The organism is Streptomyces sp. NPDC051664 (genome assembly GCF_044453545.1).
GTDB lineage: Bacteria > Actinomycetota > Actinomycetes > Streptomycetales > Streptomycetaceae > Streptomyces.
This window is the reverse complement of record NZ_JBITCU010000003.1, coordinates 466,599-488,887: the sequence shown is the minus strand read 5'-3', so window position 1 is coordinate 488,887 and position 22,289 is coordinate 466,599. Positions and strand designations below refer to the sequence as shown.

General features: G+C 71.5%; 18 protein-coding genes, 1 other RNA gene and 3 pseudogenes. 11 read left to right on the top strand and 11 right to left on the bottom strand.

Features of this window, described 5'->3' with window-relative positions:
* Positions 1–20: 20 nt before the first annotated feature.
* A pseudogene (locus ACIA8E_RS08520) lies at positions 21–239 on the bottom strand (glycoside hydrolase); the annotation flags it as partial.
* Between the two features lie 930 nt (positions 240–1,169).
* Complete coding sequence (locus tag ACIA8E_RS08515) at positions 1,170–2,099, bottom strand: TIGR03619 family F420-dependent LLM class oxidoreductase (protein ID WP_399295845.1); 930 nt, start codon at positions 2,097–2,099, stop codon at positions 1,170–1,172.
* 363 nt (positions 2,100–2,462) lie between these two features.
* Between ACIA8E_RS08515 and ACIA8E_RS08510 the strand changes: the two genes are divergently transcribed.
* The 7 genes and pseudogenes from ACIA8E_RS08510 to ACIA8E_RS08480 all read left to right on the top strand — a co-directional run bounded on the left by ACIA8E_RS08510 (position 2,463) and on the right by ACIA8E_RS08480 (position 8,447).
* On the top strand, positions 2,463–2,870 hold the full coding sequence (locus ACIA8E_RS08510) for an archease (RefSeq protein ID WP_399295844.1): 408 nt from the start codon (positions 2,463–2,465) through the stop codon (positions 2,868–2,870).
* Positions 2,871–2,896: 26 nt separating this feature from the next.
* On the top strand, positions 2,897–3,880 hold the full coding sequence (locus tag ACIA8E_RS08505; RefSeq protein ID WP_399295842.1) for a CapA family protein: 984 nt from the start codon (positions 2,897–2,899) through the stop codon (positions 3,878–3,880).
* Between the two features lie 5 nt (positions 3,881–3,885).
* Positions 3,886–5,313 carry an RtcB family protein gene (locus ACIA8E_RS08500; protein WP_399295840.1) on the top strand — a complete coding sequence of 476 codons (1,428 nt, stop codon included), beginning with the start codon at positions 3,886–3,888 and terminating at the stop codon, positions 5,311–5,313.
* Between the two features lie 275 nt (positions 5,314–5,588).
* A pseudogene (locus tag ACIA8E_RS08495) lies at positions 5,589–6,260 on the top strand (dienelactone hydrolase family protein); the annotation flags it as partial.
* A gap of 207 nt (positions 6,261–6,467) precedes the next feature.
* Entirely contained in the window at positions 6,468–6,890 is a 423-nt protein-coding gene (locus ACIA8E_RS08490; protein WP_030926101.1) for an RlpA-like double-psi beta-barrel domain-containing protein, read from the top strand.
* 11 nt (positions 6,891–6,901) lie between these two features.
* Positions 6,902–7,516, top strand: coding sequence for a cell wall protein (locus ACIA8E_RS08485; protein ID WP_399295838.1), 615 nt, complete (start codon positions 6,902–6,904; stop codon positions 7,514–7,516).
* A gap of 31 nt (positions 7,517–7,547) precedes the next feature.
* Entirely contained in the window at positions 7,548–8,447 is a 900-nt protein-coding gene (locus ACIA8E_RS08480) for a MauE/DoxX family redox-associated membrane protein (protein ID WP_399295836.1), read from the top strand.
* Between the two features lie 131 nt (positions 8,448–8,578).
* Here ACIA8E_RS08480 and ACIA8E_RS08475 read toward each other — a convergent pair whose 3' ends face one another.
* Entirely contained in the window at positions 8,579–10,627 is a 2,049-nt protein-coding gene (locus ACIA8E_RS08475) for a glycoside hydrolase domain-containing protein (protein WP_399295834.1), read from the bottom strand.
* 189 nt (positions 10,628–10,816) lie between these two features.
* Between ACIA8E_RS08475 and ACIA8E_RS08470 the strand changes: the two genes are divergently transcribed.
* A complete protein-coding gene (locus ACIA8E_RS08470) occupies positions 10,817–11,062 on the top strand; it encodes a hypothetical protein (protein ID WP_399295832.1) in 246 nt (81 codons plus the stop codon).
* A gap of 527 nt (positions 11,063–11,589) precedes the next feature.
* Here ACIA8E_RS08470 and rnpB read toward each other — a convergent pair.
* The 4 genes and pseudogenes from rnpB to ACIA8E_RS08450 all read right to left on the bottom strand — a co-directional run bounded on the left by rnpB (position 11,590) and on the right by ACIA8E_RS08450 (position 14,627).
* Positions 11,590–11,991: RNase P RNA component class A (rnpB, locus tag ACIA8E_RS08465), an RNA gene on the bottom strand.
* A gap of 69 nt (positions 11,992–12,060) precedes the next feature.
* Positions 12,061–12,225, bottom strand: a pseudogene (locus ACIA8E_RS08460) (Uma2 family endonuclease); the annotation flags it as partial.
* Positions 12,226–12,334: 109 nt separating this feature from the next.
* A complete protein-coding gene (locus tag ACIA8E_RS08455) occupies positions 12,335–12,853 on the bottom strand; it encodes a TetR/AcrR family transcriptional regulator (RefSeq protein WP_399296043.1) in 519 nt (172 codons plus the stop codon).
* Positions 12,854–13,184: 331 nt separating this feature from the next.
* Positions 13,185–14,627 carry an RNB domain-containing ribonuclease gene (locus ACIA8E_RS08450; protein ID WP_399295830.1) on the bottom strand — a complete coding sequence of 481 codons (1,443 nt, stop codon included), beginning with the start codon at positions 14,625–14,627 and terminating at the stop codon, positions 13,185–13,187.
* Positions 14,628–14,813: 186 nt separating this feature from the next.
* Between ACIA8E_RS08450 and yaaA the strand changes: the two genes are divergently transcribed.
* Positions 14,814–15,614: a peroxide stress protein YaaA gene (gene yaaA, locus ACIA8E_RS08445; protein ID WP_399295828.1), complete on the top strand. Its 801-nt coding sequence runs from the start codon at positions 14,814–14,816 to the stop codon at positions 15,612–15,614.
* A gap of 67 nt (positions 15,615–15,681) precedes the next feature.
* A complete protein-coding gene (eda, locus tag ACIA8E_RS08440) occupies positions 15,682–16,305 on the top strand; it encodes a bifunctional 4-hydroxy-2-oxoglutarate aldolase/2-dehydro-3-deoxy-phosphogluconate aldolase (protein WP_399295826.1) in 624 nt (207 codons plus the stop codon).
* Positions 16,306–16,475: 170 nt separating this feature from the next.
* Here eda and ACIA8E_RS08435 read toward each other — a convergent pair whose 3' ends face one another.
* From ACIA8E_RS08435 to ACIA8E_RS08420, 4 genes are all read right to left on the bottom strand, one after another.
* Positions 16,476–17,699: a bifunctional RNase H/acid phosphatase gene (locus tag ACIA8E_RS08435; protein WP_399295824.1), complete on the bottom strand. Its 1,224-nt coding sequence runs from the start codon at positions 17,697–17,699 to the stop codon at positions 16,476–16,478.
* Complete coding sequence (locus ACIA8E_RS08430; protein ID WP_399296041.1) at positions 17,699–18,442, bottom strand: zinc ribbon domain-containing protein; 744 nt, start codon at positions 18,440–18,442, stop codon at positions 17,699–17,701. Before ACIA8E_RS08430 ends, ACIA8E_RS08435 begins: the two co-directional genes overlap by 1 nt.
* Positions 18,439–19,284, bottom strand: coding sequence for a Nif3-like dinuclear metal center hexameric protein (locus ACIA8E_RS08425; protein WP_399295823.1), 846 nt, complete (start codon positions 19,282–19,284; stop codon positions 18,439–18,441). Before ACIA8E_RS08425 ends, ACIA8E_RS08430 begins: the two co-directional genes overlap by 4 nt.
* A gap of 153 nt (positions 19,285–19,437) precedes the next feature.
* Positions 19,438–20,475: an ABC transporter substrate-binding protein gene (locus tag ACIA8E_RS08420; protein ID WP_399295821.1), complete on the bottom strand. Its 1,038-nt coding sequence runs from the start codon at positions 20,473–20,475 to the stop codon at positions 19,438–19,440.
* Positions 20,476–20,687: 212 nt separating this feature from the next.
* Between ACIA8E_RS08420 and ACIA8E_RS08415 the strand changes: the two genes are divergently transcribed.
* Complete coding sequence (locus ACIA8E_RS08415; RefSeq protein ID WP_399295819.1) at positions 20,688–22,052, top strand: hypothetical protein; 1,365 nt, start codon at positions 20,688–20,690, stop codon at positions 22,050–22,052.
* Positions 22,053–22,289: the final 237 nt, after the last annotated feature.

Below are 22,289 nucleotides of genomic sequence, written 5' to 3'. Positions count from 1 at the left end.
GGCCGTCAGGGCTCGATGCCTCAGGCGAGTTCGCCGCCGATGTAGACCGCGACCTTCGGGGCGTCCCCGTACGGGGTCCCGGTGGTGCGGCTGTAGTCGTCGGTCTCGTCGAAGTTCGACCAGTCGGTCTTGCTCAGCCGCAGCTGGATCTCACCGGTGGAGGCGCCCGCCGCCAGGCTGCCGCTGCCGAAGCCGACCTCCAGGCAGTGGTCGGCGCCGGCCTTCGGCGAACTCACGGCGGCGGGTGGGCGCCGCGGCGGTGTCGGGCAGTTCGGGGTTGTCGGTGGCGGAGCCGAAGTATTTCCCGTGGGCGGCGGCCAGGTCGTGCAGGGTGCTCTGCTCGGCCGCCGCGGCCGGCACTCCCGCCAGGGATGTGGCGACTGCACATGCGGTGAGTAACAGGACCGGCAGCCCGCCGGGGCAGCCGTGCGTGGAGCGCTTTGCCAGACTCATGACATTCGCTTTCCTCGGCCGAGAACAGCCGGAGACATGGGTGCGCGACAGCGCCCAAGCCTCCGGTTCACGTCTCGAAGGTGTGGGGAGCGGAGGTAAGGAAGCGTGCAAGTCTTGATGGTGGGAGCGCTCCCAAAGTGGCGTGGTGATAGGCACCTGTCAAGTGTTGAATCACAACTGCCTTACGTATTCGTTAACTTGGACGCACACCGCCGGGCCCTTCGCGACACACAACAGCAGGTCCGGGCCGGGCGGCGATCCGGAATCACATGCGCCCCCACCGCGCGCCCGGCGACTGCCCCCTGCACCGCATTCCGGCCGGACGATTCCCCTCTCCGGTGACCACCCACCCGGACCCATGCGCCCCGCCCCGGAACGCCGCTACCGGAACACCTCCCTCCGGAGGCCGTCTCCCGGCACGGGACCGCGGCAACCCCCTGGCCGAAAATCGCCCGACGAAGACCACCACGCACGAGGGGAACGAGACGGTCCCGGCATGGGAATCACGGCGCGAGAGCTCAACCGCTCCACGCTCGCTCGGTAGTTGCTCGTGGCGAACCCGGAGGCGTCCGCCGCGTCCCTGCAGACGCTGGTCCTGCACCGTCCCGAGGGGCCGGCACCGCCCCGGCTGGGGGCCGTCGACGGTGACCGGCACCCGATGAGGGGGATGCGGCGGGGCTGCCGGACGGCGGACCGGTACTCCCCCGGTGCGACCGTCAGACGCCCGCCGCTCGGGCCTCCTGATACACCTCGGCCGCCACGTCGACGAGTTCGGCGGCGTCACGCGTCGTTGCCTGGAAGTCCAGCAGGATCTCGGGTACGCCCGTTGCGGCATGTGCCACCAGATCCTCGACGATCTGGGCCACGCTGCCCCGGAAGGGCTGCCGGTCCGCGCCCTCGAACGGCTTCGCGCTGTACCCCGCGTTGGCGCGGACGCACACGCCGATCGGCCGGTCCCTGCCGCGCTCGGCAGCCAGGTCCTGCACCTTCCGCCACTGTTCGGCCAGTGTCGCGGCACCCATGGCGACGGGCATCCAGCCGTCCGCCCGGTCCACCAGGCGGCGGGTGGCGCGCGGGCTGTTGGCCGGCAGATAGACCGGGATGGGACGAACGGGCTTGGGGCCGACCTCGGCCGGTGCGATGGTGGTCAGCTCGCCCCGGTACGAGACCGGGTCCGGGCCCCAGACGGCCGCGCAGACGTCCAGCAGTTCGTCGAGGACTGCGCCTCGCTTCTCGAAGGGGGCGACCGAGGCGGCCGCGTACTCGTCGAGTGACCAGCCGGTTCCGAGGCCGGCGACCACCCGGCCGCCGCTCGCGACGTCGAGCGAGGCGAGCGAACGGGCCAGCTGGAACGGTACGTGGAGCGGGGCGATCAGGACGCTGGTGCCGAGCCGGGCCCGGCCGGTGGCCGCGGCGGCCAGCGCGAGGGTGACCAGCGGGTCGGCGACGCTGCGGTACCCGTCCGGCCACGGCAGCCCCGGTACGCCGTACAGCCCCTGGGTGGCCGGCTCGGGAAAGAGCACGCGTTCGAAGACCCACAGACTCTCGTACCCGGCGTCCTCCGCCGCGCGTGCCACCGTGGCCACGTCGCGGCCGATGTCGTACTGCTTCATCTGCGGAAGACCGAGACCGAGCGAGACCGGCATGCGTGCACTCCTTCACGAGGATGACGGGACAACTACCGTATGTCACCTTTCGATTGCCTGTGGTCAACGAGGCGGGCGTCGGCGGGTGAATGTGTGCGACGCCGGCGCGTGGTCGACGGTGTCCTCGAGGCTTCGATGGCCGTAACCCGGACTCCGTCGCCGATGGCCCCGCGCCCGGTGACAGCTTGCGCCGCCTCGTGCAGGTTGCCCCGGAGCGGTGTACGGGACGACTCTGGAGGAGGCATCGCCTGCGGTTCGGGAAACCCGGCAGCAGGCTGTGCATCCGGAGACGACGGAGAGGCGCCGACCGTGGACGGTCGGGAACCCGTGGGGAAGCAGCCCGGCGCGAGTGGACACGGGTCTGTGCCGCACACCGCGGACATGCAGGTGGAGGCGTGGTCGCCGACGGCCGAAGGGTGCATCGGCGAGGCGGTCCACGCCATGGTGGAGGGCTTCGCCGACACGTCCGGGGCCGCGGTTGTCCGTGAACGCGCATACGTGGTCACGGCGGAGTCCGACGTGGATCTGCTGGTGTCTGTCCTTGAGGAGGTCGTCTACCGGATGGATGCCGACGGTGAGATCCCGCTCGATGTGGAGGTGGGGTCCATCCGGTCGGCGGGGGCCGGCCGGGACCTGTCGGTCCGCTTCCGGATGGCCGACGCCGGCACCGTCGTGCCGGTCGGTGCGGTGCCGAAGGCCGTTTCGCTGCACGACCTGCACCTGCGCGGCGGCCCCGGCGGCTGGACCTGCCGGGTGACCCTCGACGTCTGAGTGCAGGACGGGGAAGGGACGGGATCATGGCGCTCACGGTGGCACTGGCCGGCGACACCATGCTCGGGCGCAGCGTCGCCGAGGAGCTGCGCCGCTCGCCGACACCGGGGACGCTGGTCTCCGCAGGGGTGAGGGAGGCGATCGCGGAGGCGGACCTGTTCGTGCTCAACCTGGAGTGCTGTGTCTCCGACCGAGGGCACCGCTGGCCCGACCCGCAGAAGCCCTTCTTCTTCCGCGCTCCCTCCGCCGCCGCGAAGGTGCTGGCCGAACTGGGCGTGAACTGTGTGACGCTCGCCAACAACCACGCTCTGGACTACGGGTTCGACGCCATGGCCGACACCCGCACGCTGCTGGCCGGGGCGGGCGTGCACGCGGTCGGTGCCGGGGCGAACGCAAGCACGGCCCGGGAGTTCGCGGTGCTGGAGGCGGACGGTGTGCGGCTTGCGGTGGTGGGCGTCACGGACCACCCGCAGGAGTACGCGGCCGGGGCGGCCAGTCCCGGTGCGGCCTGGGCCGATCTTTACGCGGGGGTGCCCGACTGGCTGGCGCAGTCGGTGGGCCGGGCCGCCGCGGCGGCGGATGTCGTGCTGGTCACCCCGCACTGGGGGCCCAACATGACCTCGCGGCCGCCGCGTCACGTCTCGGCCGCTGCCCCGGAGCTGCTGGCGGCGGGAGCGACGCTGGTCGCCGGGCACTCCGCCCATGTGTTCCACGGGATCGCCGACCGGATCCTGTACGACCTGGGCGACTTCGTCGACGACTACGCCGTCGACCCGGTCCTCCGCAACGACCTGGGGCTCCTCTTCCTGGTGACCCTGGACGGCCCGGATGCCGCGCACCTGGTTCCCGCCCGGGTGGAGGCGATGCCGCTGGCCCTGGACTACTGCCACACCCGCCTGGCGAGCGGCGAGGACCGGGAGTGGATCCGCGAGCGGCTCACCACCGCCTGCGCCGAGTTCGGCACCGCCGTCGCCGATCGGAGCGGACGGCTGACGGTCGACTGGAGGTGAGGGACGTGGACATCGCACTGGTGGAGGAGGGCCCGTACCGCTTCCGTATCGAGCAGCGGGAGCCGATGCGGGTACCCGGGATGGTGTTCGCCTCGCGGGCGCTGCTGCCACAGGCGGCCGGGGACAAGGCGCTGGAGCAGGTGGCGAACGTGGCGACGCTGCCCGGCATCGTCCGCGCCTCCTTCGCCATGCCCGACGTCCACTGGGGCTACGGCTTCCCGATCGGCGGGGTGGCCGCCACCGACATCTCCCACGGCGGGGTGATCTCGCCCGGCGGTGTCGGGTTCGACATCTCCTGCGGCGTACGGCTGCTGGGCGCCGACATCGACCATGAGGCACTCGGCCACGACCGGCTGCGGCGGCTGATGGACATCCTCGACGGCACCATTCCGCGCGGCATGGGGCGCGGCGGCCTGTGGAGGCTCTCGGGCGCCGGGGAGATCGATGAGCTGCTCGTCGGTGGCGCTCGGTACGCGGTCGAGCGCGGGCACGGTGTGCCGCGCGACCTCGCGCGCTGCGAGGACTACGGCGTCCTGGACGGCGCGGCCCCGGGGCAGGTGAGCAGGCGCGCCGTCGAGCGCGGCCTCCACCAGGTGGGAAGCCTCGGCTCGGGCAACCACTTCCTGGAGGTCCAGGCGGTCGACCAGATCTTCGACACGGCCACCGCGGCGGCCTTCGGGCTGCGGGTGGGCCAGGTGTGCGTCATGATCCACTGCGGCTCGCGCGGCCTGGGGCACCAGGTCTGCACCGACCATGTCCGCGTGATGGACCAGGAACTGCACCGCCACCACATCCAGGTCCCGGACCGGCAGCTGGCCTGCACGCCGGTCGAGTCGCCGCGGGGCCACGCCTACCTGGGGGCGATGGCGGCAGCCGCCAACTACGGCCGGGCCAACCGCCAGCTGCTGTCCGAAGCCGCCCGCCACGCCTTCGCGACGGCTGCGGGAGTCGGTCTGGAGCTGGTCTACGACATCTCGCACAACACGGCCAAACTCGAGACCCACGAAGTGGACGGTGTGGCACGTCCACTGTGTGTCCACCGCAAAGGGGCGACGCGGGCGCTGCCGCCCGGCGACCCGAGCCTGCCCGAGGACCTCGTCCGGGCGGGCCAGCCGGTACTGGTCCCCGGGACGATGGGCACCGCCTCGTACGTGATGGTCGGCCTGCCCGGCAACGAAGCCTTCCACTCCGCCTGCCACGGCGCCGGCCGGGTCTGGAGCCGCCATCATGCGCTGCGCATGGTCCGCGGGGAGCAGCTTCGCGGGGAGCTGGAGGCCCGGGGCATCGCCGTACGCCCCTCCTCGTGGCGTGGTCTCGCCGAGGAGGCGCCGGAGGCGTACAAGGACGTCGACGCGGTCACCGCGGTCACCGAGGGCGCCGGACTCGCCCGGCTGGTCGCCCGCCTGGTGCCGCTGGGCGTCGTCAAGGGATGAGCCGGTACGGAGCGGGAGAGACGGGCACAGCTTGCGGCTTCTCCGGAGGCCGGGACGGCGGCCACGGTGGGCTCCGGCGGTGAAGTCGTCCGGCGCTCGCACCTCGGCCGAACGCGAGTAGCGTGGAATGAGGGTGCAACGTCGCCTGGAAGTCCGGCCGTGAGCCGCGAGCGGTGACGACCGATGGACGTCCTGGCCTGCGGACGACGCCGGGCGGAAGAGCCCACCTTCTCGAGGGAATCGAGCAGCGGCACGAAAACGCAGCAAGCGTGGGAGCTGCGGGAGGAGCGGGGATGGTGGCCGCGGATGTCGTCGTGCACGCCGGACCGGTCCGGCTCGGCGGGGAACTGACGGTCCCCGAAGGGGCCACGGGCGTCGTGGTGTTCGCCCACGGCAGCGGCAGCAGCCGGCACAGCCCGCGCAACCGCTCCGTCTCGACCTCACTGAACAGGGCCGGGCTGGCCACCCTGCTGTTCGACCTCCTCACGGCGGAGGAGGAACTGGACCGGGCCAACACCTTCGACACCGCCCTGCTGGCCGGCCGCCTGACCGGCGCCACCCGCTGGCTGCTCGACCGGCTCGAGACCCAGGGCCTCGCAGTCGGCTACTTCGGGGCCAGCACCGGTGCGGCTGCCGCGCTGTGGGCGGCGGCGGAGCCGGACTCCCCGGCCGTGGCGGTCGTCTCGCGCGGCGGCAGGCCCGATCTGGCCGGGCCCCGGCTGCCGGCGGTGACCGCGCCCACGCTGCTCATCGTCGGAGGCGATGACGAAGTGGTGCTGGACCTCAACCGCCAGGCCCAGGCGCTGCTGCGCTGCGAGAACCGGCTCGCCGTGGTCCGCGGCGCCACTCACCTGTTCGAGGAGCCCGGTGCTCTCGGGAAGGTGGCGGAGCTGGCGGGGGAGTGGTTCGCCGGACACCTGGGTCGTCGAGCAGGACCGGAAGGCTGATCACCGGCTCGCCACCCGGCCGACGAGGCCCTCGATGATTCGGAACGAGGCCATCTATGCAACCCGCTTGTCTACGCGCATCATTGGGTTGCTTCGCTCGCACAACCATCCCCGGCCGCAACTCGGGCATCCCCGCTTCACATGTGCGCGTCGACGGCCGGTCCAGTGTTTGTCATGAACTTGTCACTTCCTGGGAGGGGCAACACGATGGCTTGCGGATCAACCAGCCTGTGGGCCGGTGAGACCAGCTGGTTCTGCTGCGGCAACGCCTGGGGGCCATGCTCCAGTGCCGGCGGCGGCGCCTGCGGCAACTGCCAGTCCAGCGCACACCACGGCGCGTGGCCCAATGCCTCGCAGGCGTGCTGGAACATCACCCGGCCCGACCTCTGCGGCGAGAACATCCCCAGACGCGGCTGCGGCGCGGTGATGAACGTCAAGCACCAGTGCTCGGGCGCGACGGTGTGCATCACGATCACCGACTGCGGCCCGCGTACCAAGGACTGGTGCGGCGAGGCGACTTGCTGCAACGGCACCTGTCGCACCAACCGCGTCCTCGACCTGACGCCGGCCGCCTTCTCGGCGATCGGCAACCTGAGCTCGGGCAAGCTGCCGGTCTACATCTACGAGTGAGGAGGACCGACATGACCGCACGACACGACCGGGCCGACGGGATGCGCCGCCGGCGCTTCCTCACCAATGCCGCCCTCGGCGGCGCGACCATCATCGGCGCGACCGCGCTCGGCGGCCTCGACGCCGAGGCCGCCTTCGCCGCGGAACCCTCGCTCGACCCCGCGATAGCCAGGTCCACCTTCGTGGAAGGCCGCATCACGGGCATCACCGGCAGCATCCTGGAGGTGGCCGGATCCAACGGCGGCCACTCCCGGGTGCAGATGACCAACGTCACCAGCGTGTGGAAGGTGCGCGCCACCACAGCCGAAGTGATCGAGGTCGGCGACGGGCTCTACGCACGCGGCGTCAAGATGCCGGACGGCACCGTGGCCGCCGACGCGGTGTGGGTGAACATCGTGAATCTGGACACGCAGATCCGCGGCATCGCGAAGAACCGGCTGCACCTCGCCCACGGGCAGCACGAACTGGTCGGCCACGTCGCCCCGGACGCCAGCGCCTCCTACGCGGGCCGCGCGCTGACGTCCGACCTGTCCCGGCTGCGCATCGGGCAGAGCGCCCAGGTGCTCGGTGCCTGGCGGCCGTCCGACAACTCCGTGGACGTCGTCCGCATCTCCGTCGGGCACTGATACAGGCCCAAGGACACAGAGAGAGGTAGAGATGCTGTCACTGACAACGGGCCTCGCCCCGCTGGTCCTCGCGGGCCTGCTCGGGTGGACCGGTGCGGTCAAGGCGTTCAGCCGGGGCACCGCACAGCAGGCGCCGAAGACGGCGCTGGCCCGCATGCTGCGCAGCAGTGAGCGGGCCACGACGGTGCTGCGTGCGACCGGCGCAGGTGAACTCCTGATCGCCGCAGGTCTGCTGGTGGTCCCGGCGAACCCGGTGCCGGGGGCCGCCGCCGCGGTCCTCGGGGCGGGGTTCCTCGGCTACCTCGGCTACGGCCGGGCCGTGGCACCGGAGTCCTCCTGCGGCTGCTCGGCAAGTGAGGACACCCCCATCACCTGGCGGGCGTTCGCGCGGGCGGCGGTCGTGCTCATCGGCGGGGCCGCGGTGGCGGTGGCACAGGACACCTGGTGGGCGGCTGTCTCCGAGCGGCCTGCCGGTGCCCTGGTCCTCCTGACCGGGGCGGCGGCGGTTCTGGTCGCCCTCTCGGCCGACCTCGACCGGTGGTGGCTGCTGCCACTGCGCCGGACGAGGCTGCGTGTCTTCGGGCACCCGCTCCTCGGCACCGCCACCGGTCAGGTGCCGGTCGCGGCGAGCGTAGAACTCCTGGAGAACTCCCTTGCCTGGCAGGCCGCCGCACCGGTGGTCCGGTCCGCCTTGCTGGACCACTGGGAGGACGACGGCTGGCGCATTCTCCAGTACTCGGGTGTGTACGGGGACCGGGAGGACGCGCGCCCGGTCGCGGTGGTGTTCGCACTCGACGCCACGGCGGGCCGCGACACCGGTGACGACCCGATCGTCCGAGTCAGTTATGTCGACGCGGACAGCGGGGAGGCGGTGGCCGTGGACGAACTGCGCGCGGCGCCGTCGCGGAGGATCCTGCCGATGGCGGGCTGACGCCCCGGCCGGCTCGCCGGCCCGCGCAGACCTCCGGAACACAGCGCAGCGGGCAGCGCCGGACCGAAAGCCGGGTCCGGCGCTGCCCGCTCCGGGATGCCCCGGATTGCCGTCGTCGAGAGACTGGTCCCTCACCAGCCGCCGGAACTGATCTCGACGCGGGCGTTGAGGCCGCCGTTGCCGGTGCCCTTGTAGAAGTAGAGCTTTCCGGTGGCACCCGGTTCGGACTTGACGGCCATCAGGTCACCCGTACCGTCACCGGTGAAGTCGGCGCCGGCGTAGTCCGAGATGCCGTTCCAGCCACGGGAGCCGATCTCCGTGCGGGAGGGACCGCCGTCGATGGTGCCGTTGCCGTGGCCCTTGTAGAGGTAGAGCTTCCCGGTGGACTTCTCGGTGGCGACGATGTCGTCCCTGCCGTCCCTGTTCATGTCACCGGGACTGACGATCTTGTCCATGCCGTTCCAGCCGTAGGAGCCGATCTCCGTCCGGGAGGGGCCGCCGTCGATGGTGCCGTTACCGCGGCCCCGGTAGAGGTAGAGCTTCCCGGTCGACTTCTCGACACCGCCGAGGTCATCCCTGCCGTCACCCGTGAAGTCACCGACGAAGATGTTGCTCATCCCGTTCCAGCCGCCGGAACCGATCTCCGTCCGGGAGGGGCCGCCGTCGATGGTGCCGTTGCCGTGGCCCTTGTAGAGGTAGAGCTTCCCGGTCGACTTCTCCGTGGCGACGATGTCGTCCCTGCCGTCCGAGTTGAAGTCACCGACGGCCAGATTCGCCATGCCGTTCCAGCCACCCTTGCCGATCAGCAGTGGCGGCGACGTCAGGTTGCCCGTGCCCGTACCGGGATACAGCCACAGGTTGCCCGTCGCCACCTGAACGGCCACCAGGTCCTTCCTGCCGTCCCCGTTGAAGTCACCGGCCGTCAGGTTTGTCATACCCGGGTCGCCCGTGGTCGCAGCAGCGCCGACGTCGACGTAGTTCCGGTCGATGTTGATCGTCGTCCCGCTGTACGACTCGGTGACATTGCCCGAGTACTGGTGAACACGCTGATGGTTGGCCCAGTACCCGGCCGGGATGTTCACGTCGGCGGTGTTGGCCACACCGTTCCAGTTGCCGACCCAGACCACGTCCGGACGCACCAGTGTCGTGGACGAGTAGACGGAGGCGAGGTCCTTGATGCCACTGGCGGAGGAGCTGTACACGCCTGACCGGTAGCGCAGTTCGTGCAAACGGGCGGACCAGCCGGAGAGATAGTTGAGGACGTTGGTGCGGTACCCCGAGGAGTACGCCTCCATGTCGATGTAGAGCACCGTGCCGGGGACGAATCCGAGCGCTTGTGCCAGATCGACAGCCGCGTCGGCGGCCGAACGGCCCTGGCTGGTCGCGCTCGAGGCGGAGATGCTCCCCGCTTGGAGGCCCGCGTAGATGGGGAGCAGATGCCAGCCACGGTTGCTCTGCTCGGCCACCCATGAAGCGGTGAGGTTCGGCTGGGAGCAGGCCCGGCTCGGCCCGCCCATGTAGATGCCCACTCCTCTGTAGGGCGAGGACGCCCAGTCCGCCATGGCGCCCGAGGAGGGTGCCGAGCAGGCATCGAAGGCTTTGCCGGTGTAGCCGGTGCTCGGGATCGCGGAAGGGGCGGCCGAGAAGACCGGCGCCCGGGGCGCCGGAACCGTCTGCGGCTCGGCCGTGCTGCCGGTGGTGGCGGAGCCCAGGACCTCCTCGATCGCTGCCGTCGACGAGCCGTAACTGACGGTTGCGTAGACGCCGGCACCTTCGAAGGCCAGCCGTACCTCGCGGGAGTCCCCGGCCGGGAGGGCCCTGGGAGCGGTGGAGCCCGCCGGGACGTTCACGGTGGGCACATCCTCTCGGGGCGCAGCTCCGGTGAAGGGCTCCAGCACAATCGCTTCGGTCTTCGCCGCGATCAGGTGGGTGGGGCAGGACTGCTGGGCTCCCGGATGCCCCAGGTACACGGTGTGCTGATCGAGTCGTACGCAGGCGTTCGGTTCCTTCTCCAGGTCCACCAGCCTCCACCCGGCCGGAACGTCGATGGAGAGTCCCCCGTACTCGACGTGGGTGCGCGATTCCGCCGCCGAAGCGGTGGCGGAGGGCTGGAACATGGCGGTCAGTCCGATGGCGGCGATGAAGGCAGAGGCTGAACGGCGCAGATGTCGGATCTTCATTCTCTCTTCCCGGAGTTGGGCCGATGGAGCACAGCCGGCGCGGTCGGGCCGCGGGAGCGCACAGAGGCGGGGCAGGGCCGCAGTGAACTCGGACCCGCCTGGTGGGGCGCCACCAGCCGCCGGTGCCGATTTCGATGCGGACGTCGAAGCCGCCTGTGCCGTCGACCTTGTAGAGGTAAGGGTTTTCCGGTGGCGCCCGGCTGGGACTCGATTGGCTGCCAGGTCACCCGAACCGTCACCGGTGAAGTCACCGCCGGCGCAGTCCGAGATCCCGTTCCAGCCACCGGAACCGATCTCCCCACGGGGGGAACCGCCGTCGATGGCGCCGCCGCCATGACCCTTGTACAGGTAAAGCGTCCCGATCGACGCCCCGACACCGCCGAGGTGATCCCCACCGTCACCCGTGAAGTCGACGACGAAGGCGTATCGAGGTGATGATGCACCGACAGGGGAGAAGGACCTGGTCCGCCGTCAGCAGGACCTGGCAGCCGCGAATCCGGACGCCGACGGCGCGATCACCGCGCGTGCGGAATGGCGCCCCGCACGAGGGGCACGACAACGACGCAGCAGCAGCTCGGGCTCGAGACCGGTCATCTTCTCCGGGGGTCCTCGCCAGGACTGGTCGCACCCGCTCGGCGAGGAAGCGATGAGCCGCGAAATGGCTTCCTGACCGTCTGTCAGGGCAGGGTCGGGGCCGGCCGAAGACGAGCAGCCGAGGGGCTCGGACGTGCGCCGTCCGTACGTGGCCGTGGGGCTGAGCCCGTCCTGGGGCTCGACAGCGTCGACGCGAGTCTCACCGTGCACCGTCCGACGCCCCCGCCCCCGCCCCCGCCCCCGCCCACGGAACGGCTCGGCGCAGGCACCCGCTTCGAGGCCGGCCCGAAGGCCGCGCACCCGGCCCGGTCTGACGCCCCCTCATTGCCCGGAAGAAACACGTCCTGACTTGGGGCAGTCAGAGACGGCAGACGAGTCGGCCTGTACGCCGGGTTCTGTCACCCGGTCGCCTCGCGGCGGCCGGGGAGACGGCCATCCATCTAGGGCCGGCATTGCTGTCGGCCTCGTGCGGTCTACCCGCGAACTCGGGCGGGCAGCCCTCGAACGTTCGCGCAGGACCGTCTTGCGACGGCCCCTCTTGACCTTGCTCCGGGTGGGGTTTACCTAGCCGCCTGAGTCACCTCAGGCGCTGGTGGTCTCTTACACCACCGTTTCACCCTTACCGAGGACCGAAGTCCCTGGCGGTCTGTTTTCTGTGGCACTGTCCCGCGGGTCACCCCGGGTGGCCGTTAGCCACCACCCTGCCCTGTGGAGCCCGGACGTTCCTCGGGAGGATCCGAAGATCCTCACGCGGCCGTCCGGCCGGCTCGTCTGCCGTGTCGACCATGCTACCCGGCGGGGCGGGGCCGGTCGGACGAGGCCGGCGGGCGGGCCGCTCAGAGGATCAGGCTGATGCAGTCCTCGTGGTCCCCGCCCGGCGGCGGCGTCACGACGATCTCCCCCTCGACCAGCTCGGCCCGGAAGCCCTCCGGCGTATCCAGCGCCAGGAAGCCCTCCAGCAGGACGTCCGCGTGCGTGAGCGGTTCGTGCGGCACGGCACTCATGTCACGCCCCTCCCTCGGTCGCTCGCCAGACCGGGACATCAGTGGATCAGCCGTCCGCGAGATGGGAGTACTTCCCTGGTCGTGGCACAGGACCGCACGAACGAACTCGTCAGAGGCGGACTGTGCCGAAGGCGGCGATGCCCGCCGACCAGGCTGCCGACAGGTCGGCGCCCGGAGGGAAGCGGCCGTTGAGTTCCAGGACCACCATCCCGTGCGCAAAGGCCCAGGCGGCCCGGGCCCGCTCCTGGTCCCCGTCGACGGCCCGGAAGAGCGGGGCCGCGGCGCGTTGCTCCAGGCCCGGCGGGAGCGATGTCCGGTCCACGAGATGCTCGGTGGTGAGGCGGTACAGATGAGGGTGGGCCACGGCGTAGGCGCGGTACGCGGTGGCGAGGGCCGGGAACGACCCGGGGGCCGCGGACTCCGCAGCTTCCAGCGTCTCGGCCGTCTCCCGCAGCACCTCGCCGGCCAGGGCCGTCAGCACGGAGGACTTGTCCGGAAAGTGCTTGTAGAGGGACGGTGCCGTGATCCCGATGCTGTCGGCGAGCCGGCGCATGGTGAGGGCTTCCGGGCCTTCCGCCTCCAGGAGGGTGCGGGCGGCGGCGATGATCTGCCGGGCCCGGTCCGTCACATGGCCCGTGACGCGGTCCGTCGTGGGGGCGGTGACACGCTCAGTCACGCTGGAACGCCTTCCTTCGTACGGAGTCCGCCGGAGTGCGCCGGAAGTCCGTGGGCCCGTCGGAGCCCGTATCCGAAGGCGTGATCCTACGAGATGGGGAGGTCCGGCGTGGCAATCGGTCCGGGCGTGTTCGCCATGCGGCCGCGTCAGGGTTTCCACGCTGCCGGGGTGCGGTCCTGGGGAACGCCGAGGCCCTTGTTCCGGACACGCTCGCTCAGGAGGCCGTCGACCTGCGGCGGCTGTGCCCCGCGGGGCCACGACCCGCGCACCGCTGTCGTCGCGCTCACGCGGGGGCGAAGAGCACCTTCGCCGTACCCGGGTCCGCCTGGGTGAGGCGGACCCGGAGCCGTTCGCCCAGCGGGAGCTTCGTCGTGCCGCCGTCGATGCGGGCGACGACGGCCGGATGCTCGATGTGGACCGTGCCGATGGTGGGTTCCTGGACCTGCACGTCGACCACGTACGCGTCGAAGACCTCGCCCACCTGGTCACTGAGGAGTGCGGCCTCGACCAGATCGACGCACTCACGTTCCACCGTGTTGGCGCGTCGGGTTCCTTCGGCCATTTCCTTCGGGAGACCGGGGAGTGCGGCCATCACCCACTCGGGCGGTTCCCGGTCCGCGACCGCCGCCAGGCACAGTTCGGCCGCGTACCGGTCGACGAGGCGGCGCAGCGGCGCGGTGCAGTGCGTGTAGAGGTCGGCGACGGCGGCGTGCACGGCGGGGGTGGGAAGTTCGCCGTGGTCGAAGACCGTGTAGCCGGCGCCGCGCAGCAGGGTGGTGCACTCCTGGAGGAACGCGGCGTCGCTCGTCTTCTTCGGGTCGAGCGACCTGACCACCTGGGCGTACGGGACGTGGTGCGGCCAGTCGATGTGCAGGGCCTCGGCCGAGCGGCGCAGACGGGCGACGGCGCCGTCCGGAGCGACCGGAAGCGTACGCAGGATGCCGGTGCCCGCCTCGGTCATCAGATGGGCCGCGGCCATGCCGGTGAGGAGGGAGATCTGGGCGTTCCAGCCGTCGGCGGGCAGCGGCACGCGGTACTCCAGGCCGTATCCGCCGTCGCGCTGGACGATCTCCTGCTCGGGCACGTCGAGCGAGATCCCGCCGCGGGCGACCTCCTGCTCCTCGCGGAGCCGGCCGACGTCTCTCAGCAGGGCGAGGGGTTCCTCGGCGATGCCCGCGTCGATCTTCCGTTGGACGCCCGCGTAGTCCAGCTTGGCCCGGCTGCGGACCAGGGCCCGGCGTACGTCGGTGGCGACCGCGCGGCCTTCCGTGTCGAGGTCGATCCGCCAGAGCAGGGCGGGGCGGGTCTGCCCGGGGAGCAGGCTGGCGGCGCCCTCGGAGAGCACGGTGGGGTGCAGTGGCACCTTGCCGTCGGGGAAGTAGAGGGTCGTCACCCGGCGGTGGGCCTCGGTGTCGAGTGCGCCGCCGGGGCGGACGAAGGCGGCGACGTCGGCGATGGCGTAGTGCACACGGAAGCCGTGCGGGCGGCGTTCGAGGTGCATCGCCTGGTCGAGGTCGGTGGACGTGGGCGGATCCATGGTGAAGAAGGGCAGGTCGGTCGCATCCTGGTGTCCGGTCAGGACGAGGGACTTCGCCACCTGTGCCGCCTCGGCGAGGACCTCGGGCGGGAAGTCTGCGGGCAGTGCGAGCGAGGTGCGCAGATTGCGCAGGGCCGCCCGCAGCGGGGTGTCGGCTGCGCCGGTCATGTGGAGATGGCGGCGGGGCATGGACCGAGCGTATGGCGGGGCGGGGCGACCGGCATCCCGGGTGCGGGCGGCCCTGCGGACCCGGGGCACCCGGCCCCTGCGGACCGGGTACCGGGCCTGGGCGGTCCGCGCGTCCCCGTACGCTGGCAGGCGGGGCCTTGGGCAGTTGTGGGGGCCGCTTCCCTGTTCGTACGAAGGAGTACCGCCTTGCTCGTGCTGTTGCCGCCCTCCGAAGGAAAGGCCGCCTCGGGGCGCGGAGCACCCCTGAAGCCGGAGTCGCTGTCGCTGCCGGGGCTGGCCGAGGCCCGGGCCGCAGTTCTCGACGAGCTGGTCGAGCTGTGTGTGGCGGACGAGGAGAAGGCCCGGGAGACGCTCGGCCTGAGCGAGGGGCTGCGCGCCGAGATCGCGAAGAACGTCGAGCTGCGGACGGCGGGGACGCGGCCCGCCGGGGAGATCTACACCGGGGTGCTGTACGACGCGCTGGACCTGGCGTCCCTGGACACGGCTGCCCGGCGGCGGGCCGGGAAGTCCCTGCTGGTCTTCTCCGGGCTGTGGGGCGCGGTGCGGGTGGGCGACCGGATTCCGTCGTACCGCTGCTCGATGGGGGTGAAGCTGCCGGGTCTCGGTGCGCTGGGCGCGTACTGGCGTGCGCCGATGGCCGAGGTCATGCCGGAGGCAGCCGGGGACGGGCTGGTACTGGATCTGCGGTCGTCCGCGTACGCGGCGGCGTGGAAGCCGAAGGGTGCGGTGGCGGAGCGCACGGCGAGTGTGCGGGTGCTGCACTCCCAGATGGTGGACGGGGTGGAGAAGCGGTCGGTGGTCAGCCACTTCAACAAGGCGACGAAGGGGCGGATGGTCCGCGACCTGCTGCAGTCGGGGGCCCGGCCGAACGGGCCCGCGGAGCTGGTGGACGCGTTGCGGGGGCTGGGGTACGTGGTGGAGGCGGGGGCTCCGGGGCGGCCGGGACGGCCGTGGGCGCTCGATGTGATCGTGACGGAGATCCACTGACCCAACGCGATTGCAACATGTGCAACGCTCGTTGCGCATGGTGCGGTGCGCACGGCAAGATGAGGCCATGACCTCCTCCTCCGTGCTGGACCTTGCCCCCGTTGTCCCCGTCGTCGTCCTGGAGGACGCCGCCGACGCGGTGCCGCTCGCCCGGGCCCTCGTCGCGGGCGGGCTCCCGGCGATCGAGGTGACGCTGCGGACGGCTGCGGCACTGGCTGCGATCGAGGCGATCGCAGCCGAGGTGCCGGGTGCGGTGGTGGGGGCGGGCACGGTGATCTCCGCGCGGAACGTCTCCGACACGGTGGCGGCCGGGGCGCGGTTCCTGGTCAGCCCCGGCTGGACGGATCCGCTGCTGGACGCGATGAAGGCGTCGGAAGTGCCGTTCCTGCCCGGGGTCTCGACGACGTCCGAGGTCGTGGCGCTGCTGGAACGCGGGGTCAGCGAGATGAAGTTCTTCCCGGCGGAGGCAGCGGGCGGTACGGCGTACCTCAAGGCACTGTCCGCACCGCTCCCCCAGGCCCGTTTCTGCCCGACGGGCGGCATCTCGCTCACGTCGGCGCCGACGTACCTGGCGTTGCCGAACGTCGGCTGCGTGGGCGGCAGTTGGATGGTTCCGGGAGATGCGGTGGCGGCGAAGGACTGGGCACGGGTGGAGCGGTTGGCGGGCGAGGCTGCGGCACTGCGCGGCTGATTTCCCAGCCCGCTCCTTCCCGGAACCGACGCTCCGCCCCCGGACCCCACTGGGTGCTGACGGGGGGTACGGGGTACCCCCCGTCGCCCGGGGAAGCGGCAGCTTCGCGTCACCGGGGAGCCGCTCCGCTGCCCCGGAGCGCCCCACTCCCCCGCGGCAGCTTCCGCTCCCTACCGCAGGTGCGACGTGTCGTTCAGCAGTCTCAGCGACGCGTTGCCGTCCGCGTAGTACGCCACTGCCGACAGCGACGCCGCCGAGAGTTCCATACGGAACAGGGACTCCGGTGGGGCGCCCAGGGCCAGCCGGGCCAGGGTCTTGATCGGGGTCACGTGGGTGACCAGGAGCACCGTGCGGCCCGCATGGCGGGTGGTCAGGCGGTCCCGGGTGGCCGAGACCCGGCGGGCCACCTCGGCGAAGCTCTCTCCGCCACCCGTGGGGGGCGTTCGCGTGGAGGCGAGCCAGGCGTCCAGGTCGGGGCCGTACCGTTCACGGACCTCGGCGAACGTCAGGCCTTCCCAGGCCCCGAAGTCCGTCTCGCGCAGGCCGTCCTCGATCTGCACGGGCAGGTCCAGGCGGGCGCCCACCGTTGCCGCTGTTTCGCGGCAGCGGCGCAGCGGGGAGCTGATGATCTCCTGGATCGTGCCCCGGGCGGCGAGGGACTCCGCCACCCGTTCGGCCTGGTGGCGGCCGGCCGCCGAGAGTTCGGGGTCGCTGCCGCCGCTGCCCGAGAACCGCTTCTCGGGCGTGAGGGCCGTCTCACCGTGCCGGAGCAGGACGAATGTGGCCGGCGCCCCGAGGTCGGCGGCGCCCCAGCCGACCTGCGGGGTGGCCGGGGTTTCACGGCGGGTGGACATCGCCGCCCGTGCCTTCGCGGCGCCCGCCGCCGCGTCCCCGGGCGGACCGGAGACCGGGGGCAGGTCGAGGGCGGCCGTCGATGCCGACGGCTCCCACTGCTTGCCCCTCTTGCCCGCGTCCATCGCCTCGTTGGCGAGCCGGTCCGCGTGCTTGTTCTTCTCGCGCGGGATCCACTCGTACGTGACCGCGGACGCCGGCAGGATCCGCGCCGCCTCCGCCGCGAGCGGCTTCATGTCGGGGTGCTTGATCTTCCAGCGGCCCGACATCTGTTCCACGACCAGCTTGGAGTCCATCCGGACGTGCACCTGCAGCGCGCCCTCCGCCGACGCGTCCGGCACCAGTGCCTTCGCGGCCTTCAGGCCCGCGATGAGGCCCTTGTACTCGGCCACGTTGTTCGTCGCGACACCGATGTACTCGGCGGCTTCGGCGAGCGTCTCCCCCGTCACCGGGTCGATCACGACCGCGCCGTAACCGGCGGGCCCGGGGTTGCCCCGGGACCCGCCGTCGGCCTCGATGACGAACTGGCGGGACTGCGTCATTACAGGCCCGACTCCGCCGTACGGACCAGGATGCGGTGGCAGTTCTCGCAGCGCAGCACCGTGTCCGGGGACGCCGCCTTCACGTCGTTGACCTCGGTGATGTTCAGCTCCAGCCGGCAGCCCTCGCAGCGGCGCTGGTAGAGGCGCGCGGCGCCGACCCCGCCCGACTGGGCGCGGAGCCGGTCGTACAGCTTGAGCAGGTCCGCCGGCACGGAGCCGGCGACGAGCTCGCGCTCCTTCGTGACGGTCGCGGTCTCGTCGTCGAGAGCCTGCGTCGCGGCGTCCCGGCGGGCCGTCGCGTCGTCGACCTTGGCCTGGACGGCCGAGACCCGTGCGGTGAACTCGGTGACGCGCTCCTGTGCGGACTCGCGGCGCTCCATGACTTCGAGGACGACGTCCTCGAGGTCGCCCTGGCGCTTGGCCAGCGAGGCGATCTCGCGCTGGAGGCTCTCCAGGTCCTTCGGGGAAGTGACCGCGCCGGAATCCAGCCGCTGCTGGTCGCGGACGGCGCGCTGGCGCACCAGGTCCACGTCCTGCTCCGCCTTGGTCTGCTCGCGGGCGGTGTCGCTCTCCTCGGTCTGCGACGCGACCAGCAGGTCACGCAGTTGTGCGAGGTCGGCCGTGAGCGACTCGATCTCGGCGTGCTCGGGGAGCGACTTGCGCTTGTGCGCAAGCTGCGACAGCCGTACGTCGAGGGCCTGGACGTCGAGAAGTCGGATCTGGTCGGCGGGCGCGGCGTTCAGTTGGGGGCTCCAGAAGAGTGGTGGGTGGTCCAGGGGTCGGTGACCTGCTTCGAGACATGGACCCGCAGGCCCCATCCGTGGCGGTCGGAAATCGCGTCGAGCTGCGCGGCGGCCTGCTCGCACCAGGGCCACTCGGTGGCCCAGTGCGCGGCGTCGATCAGGCCGATCGCGGACTGCTGAACGGCCTCGGAGGCCGGGTGGTGGCGCAGATCCGCGGTGAGGAAGGCGTCGACGCCCGCGGCGCGCACCGCGTCGAAGAGGCTGTCGCCTGAGCCGCCGCTCACCGCGACGGTACGGACGACGGCGTCCGGGTCGCCGGCCATGCGGATGCCCTGCGCGGTGGCGGGCAGCCGGGCGGCGGTGCGGGCGGCGAGGTCGCGGAGGGTCTCGGGGTGGTCCAGCTCGCAGATCCGGCCGAGGCCGCGAAGGCCCTTGGGGTCGGTCGGGTCCGGCACGAGGGGTCCGGTGACACGCAGGTCCAGGGCGCCGGCGAGGGCGTCGGAGACACCGGGGTCGGCGGTGTCGGCGTTGGTGTGCGCGACGTGCAGGGCGATGTCGTGCTTGATGAGGGTGTGCACGACCCGGCCCTTGAAGGTGGTGGCGGCGACCGTCGTCGTACCCCGCAGATAGAGCGGGTGATGGGTGACGATCAGCTGGGCGCCGAGCTTGATCGCCTCGTCGGCGACCTCCTGGACGGGGTCGACGGCGAAGAGCACACGGTCGACCTCGGCGGCCGGGTTGTCGACGTCTCCGCAGACCGTGCCGACCGCGTCCCAACCTTCGGCCCGCTCGGGAGGCCAGAGGGCGTCGAGCGCGGCGAGGACTTCAGACAGACGGGGCACGGAGGAAAGGCTACCTTCCGTCCGTGCCCTGCCGCCCATGACTGCGGTGACCTGTGAGGACTCCACGAACAACCGGCGACAGCCGGTCACGGATCCTTACACGCAGTTCGGCCCGGGCCGTCGTCCGGCCCGGGCCCCTGCTGATCCGGTCCGCTACTTGACGAGGTCCGCGCGCAGGTCGTCGAGGACCAGGTTCGCCGCCGTGACACCGAGGCCGAGGTACCAGGTCTCGTCCGGGACGTCCTTCGCCCGGCCCTCCTTGACCGCCTTGAGGTTCTTCCACAGCGGGTTGGACTGTGCGGTGTCGCGCTTGGTCGCCTTCGGGTCGCCGTAGACGCCGGTGAAGATCCAGTCGGCGTCCGCCTCGTCGATCTTCTCCGGGCTGATCTCGGCGGCGAGGTCGTTGATCTGCTGGTTCTTGGGCCGCGGCAGGCCTGCGTCCTCAAGGATCGTGCCGATGAACGACGCCTTCGCGTAGAGGCGGATGCGGTCCGGCAGGTAGCGGACCATCGAGACGGTCGGCTTGTCGGGGCCGATGTCCTCGCCGAGCTTCGCGGCCTTCTTCTCGTACGCGTCGAGCTCGCTCTCCGCCTTGGCGGTCCTGTCCAGCGCCGCGGCGTTGAGGAGGTAGTTCTCCTTCCAGGTGAAGCCCGGGCGGATGGAGAACACGGTCGGCGCGATCTTGGAGAGCTGGTCGTACTTGTCGGCGGCGCGCAGCTGGCTGCCGAGGATCAGGTCCGGCTTCAGGCCCGCGATCGCCTCGAGGTTGAGGTTGTTGATCGTGCCGACGTTCTTCGGGTTGCCCGCGTCCTTCTTCAGGTACGAGGGAATGGCCGCGTCACCTTCGGAGGGGGCGTAGCCGACCGGCTTCACACCCAGCGAGACGACGTTGTCGAACTCGCCGACGTCCAGCACGACGACGCGCTTCGGCGCGGACTTGAGCTCGGTCGTGCCCATGGCGTGCGTGAGGGTCCGGGGGAACTGACCCGCCTTGGCGTCCGTCCCGTACGCGGCCGTCTTCTTGGCCGCGTCGGCGAAGTCCTTGCCGCCGGTCGCGACGGCTGCCTTCTTGTCGCTGCCGGCCCCGGACCTGGCCGAGTCGTCCGATGCCCCGCTGCCGCAGGCGGAGAGGGAGAGGGCGGCGGCCACTGCCAGGCCGACGGCGGCGGTGCTGCGGCGTCGTATGGACATCACGTACTCACATGCTCCAGTTGAGGGATTAGGGCCCCACAGGGAACGCTTAGGGATGCCTAACCTTAGCCAAGGGCTTTACGGGGAGCACAACCACCCCCTCCCCCTCAGGTGAATCCGGGCATCACCACCCTTATGTGTGAAGTGACGGGTCTCGTGTTGTTCGGCAGGAAGTGCGAAAACTAGCTTCGGTTGCCGGAGGTGACGAGTCGATGACTGCCTGTGCCATCGAGGGTGAGACCGCCGGGGCCGCCGCGACGGTGAGCCCCGCGTCGGGAGAAGCGGAAGGACCCGGAGGCCGGGAGGAGCCGGAGGAACCCGAGAGGCCGGAGGCAGCCCGGGGTCCGGAGGGAACCTGGGGGCCGTACGAACCGGCGAAGTCCCACGGGGTCGTTGATCCGCTCGTGCCTGATGAGTCCGGTGAGCCGGGTGGTGGCGTCAGGGCTGCCGCACGTGCGGCCGCGTTCACCATCGCCGCCGACGGTTCGTACGCCGCACGGCTCACGCTCTCCGGAGCGGCGGACGCCGCGGCCTGGTTCCCCGAGCGCTGGACGCTCGACGGGCACGAGCCGTACGCCGTGCCGCTTCCGCTCGGTCAGCCGGAGGAGCCCGACTCCGATGTACTGCCTCTCGCCGACGGCCGCGTACTGATCCGGCGCCAGGTGGCGGACCGTCACACCTTCTCGCTGCTCTATCCGACCGGACCCGGCACCGGCGAACTGCCGCTCGGCGCCCTCGAGTGCGCGGACGGCGCGCGCCTGACTCTGTTGCCGCCCTCGCCGGACGGTGCGAGTGCGTACGCCCTTTCGGTGGGGGAACACTCCACCGCCGTCTGGCTGGTGGCGGGCGGGGCGTTCGGACCGGTTCATGTCGCGGATGTGCCGGGGCGGTGCTCCGGCGGGGTCTGGCTGGACCGGGCGGGGCGGCTGCTGGCTCTGGACCGGGAGCCGGTGGGTGGCGGTCCGGTGAAGGCGGTCGCCGTGGACCTGGGACGGGGCGGCGAGGTGACGCCGCTGCTTCAGATCGCGCCGGACAGCAACGACCGGCTGCTGCTCGCCGATGCGGACAGCGGGCTGCTGCTGATCCGCTCCGACGCGCCGGGCCACGACCGGCTCGGGTGGGGGGTGCTCGGCAGCTGTCTGCCGGTGCGCTTCCCCGAGTGCCTGCGTCCGCCGGATGTGGCGGTGACACCGTTCGCCGTGCAGCCGGGGCAGATGCTGATGCCGGAGAGCTGTGCGGTGGCGCTGCGCATCGACGGTGCGGCCGGCAGCTGGGTCGGGGTGTGGCGGCCCACGGGACGCCGGCTGCATCAACTCCTCGCCCCCGAAGGGTGGCTGGCCGGGTCCGGACTGTGGACCAGGGACGGTGTGCTCAAGCTTCCGTACGCGAACGGGGACGTGCCGTGCGGGGTGGCCCTGGTGGAGGCGCCGGTGGACGAGGAACGCGGCGTCGGGCCGGCATGGGCGACGGCCACGGAAAGCGGTATGCAACCGTCCGCGGCTGCCGCGCCTCCTGCAGTGTGCAAGCCGGTTCCACTGGGGCAGGCACCTCTCGTGGGGCGTACGGCTCCTGGTTAAGATTCCGGGCCTGGGGGCTACGCAGCCAATCGGCGCGGTTGCCGACGGTGACCGCGTCGGGTGGTGGTGGCGCGATGGTCCCGGTGACACACACGTAAGCGATCACAACGGGGTGACTTCCCACATGTCTGAAGCCCGAACCGACACGACCCAGACGCGCCCGCCGGGAGCGGACGCCGAACGGGCCGAAGCCGGCGGCTCCGGAAAGCACCGAGGGGGCGTGTCGATGGACAGCAC